Raw genomic sequence first — 304 nt, forward strand, 5'->3', positions numbered from 1 at the left:
GATCCGCGACAGCTCACCCCCGGAGGCCACTTTCGCCAGCGGCCGCGCCGGCTGCCGGCCCAAACTCTCGAACACTATTTGTGACAGCGTGGGTTTGATCAGCGCGCACAGGCTGCTGTCGAAAGATTCTGCAGCTGGCTGCTGGAAACCGGTATCCTCACCCGTAATTTGCTGCCCCATAACCTGGTAATTGCAGACAGGCGGGGGCAGCCCGAACTGTTTCTGGTGGACGGACTGGGTGCGCCATCCGTGCCAAACAGACTCGCCGCTGTGCCGGCCTGGCGCAAGCGTTATATCACCCGCC

General features: G+C 62.5%; 1 protein-coding gene. It reads right to left on the reverse strand.

All coding sequences use genetic code 11. From position 1 onward, the window contains the following. Positions 1–180: hypothetical protein (locus E5Q11_RS17910; protein WP_210426346.1), on the reverse strand; the 180-nt coding region annotated here is incomplete at its 3' end. Positions 181–304: the final 124 nt, after the last annotated feature.

This window comes from Marinobacter confluentis (assembly GCF_004785685.1).
GTDB classification, from domain to species: domain Bacteria; phylum Pseudomonadota; class Gammaproteobacteria; order Pseudomonadales; family Oleiphilaceae; genus Marinobacter; species Marinobacter confluentis.